This is a genomic window from Nocardiopsis sp. LOL_012 (assembly GCF_048060475.1).
Lineage (GTDB): Bacteria > Actinomycetota > Actinomycetes > Streptosporangiales > Streptosporangiaceae > Nocardiopsis.
This window is the reverse complement of sequence record NZ_JBHMIV010000093.1, coordinates 1-1131: the sequence shown is the minus strand read 5'-3', so window position 1 is coordinate 1131 and position 1131 is coordinate 1. Positions and strand designations below refer to the sequence as shown.

At 72.1% G+C, this 1131-nt stretch carries 1 protein-coding gene and 1 pseudogene; both read right to left on the bottom strand.

Annotated elements, in window-relative coordinates:
• Window positions 1-866, bottom strand: an 866-nt coding sequence (locus ACFHWE_RS23570) for a hypothetical protein (RefSeq protein ID WP_416604065.1), incomplete at its 3' end; no start/stop codon positions are given.
• Between the two features lie 84 nt (window positions 867-950).
• Window positions 951-1131 (bottom strand): annotated as a pseudogene (locus tag ACFHWE_RS23565) (hypothetical protein); the annotation flags it as partial.

Here is a 1131-nt window from a genome sequence, read left to right as displayed (position 1 = left end):
GTTGCGGCGCGGCGCATCCAGGTGTGGAGGGTCTCCAGGTCGGTGCAGCCGGTGATCCTGGCGCGGACGCCGTCGGTGACGGTGAGGCGGCGCGCCTCCAGGAAGACCAGCAGGCTGCTCGCGGCCTCCTGGGCACGGCCCTCTTCTCGGCCTTCCTCAAGGCCCTCTTCTCGGCCTTCTTCGCGGCCGATGCCGACGTACGTGCGGGCGAAGTCGCTCTGCCACTGGTAGGTTTCCACGGCCATCATGCCCTCCAGCTCCTTCCGGGCGGCCTCGTTCAGGCCGGCCAGCACATAGTCATAGTAGAACGCGCGGTTGGCGCCTGCCGTGGAGTCGAGTGCCTCCACGACCGCGCGCAGGGTGCGGGGGTCGGTGTCGCCGTGCGCCCGGGCGGAGAGCACGGCGAGTTCGGGCAGGGCCCGGGCCTGGTCCGGGTCGGTGACCACGGGCATGCGTTGGGGGCCGATGGCCAGCGGTACCAGGTCGAACCCGGGGTGGCCGGTGCGGATGGGTGCGCTGCACCAGCGGGCCAGGGCCTGGGTGGGGCACAGGACCACCAGCAGGGTCGGGCACTTCAGGCGCGTGTGCAGGTTGACCAGGTAGGCGGGCCAGGTGAGGCGCTTGTCGAGGTCGCGGCCCATCTGGCGTTCGACGACCACGGCCATCACCTCGCGGGTGCCGTCGCGGAGGAGGACGGCGCCGTCGCTGTTGAGTTCCCTGGGGTCGCAGTCGGTGAGGACCGAGCTGGTGTTGAGGACCTCGGTGTGCGGTGGCACGTCCATGCCGAGTGATTCCAGCAGGGCGGGGGCCAGGGCGGGTTGGTTCTGGATGATCCGTAGCGGGATTTCGTGTTCGCGGGTGGGCAAAGGTGTCTCCTGTGTTCCTTCGGGGGCGGGACGCGGCTGGTTCTGGGGTCAGGCGGCCGCTGTGGCGCGGTCTGGCCGGTCTTGTCAGCGGCGGACGAGGCGCGCGGGTTCGTCGGGCTCGCCGGGGCGGGGCTCCAGGGGCGTGGCGAGCAGGTCCCCGGTGAAGGCCGGGCGCGGCGCGGGGAGCTGTGGATAGGCGGGTGCGGTGGTCTGCGGGGACTCGGGCTCGGGGGCGGCCGGTGCGGGTGCCGGTGTGTAGGGGCGG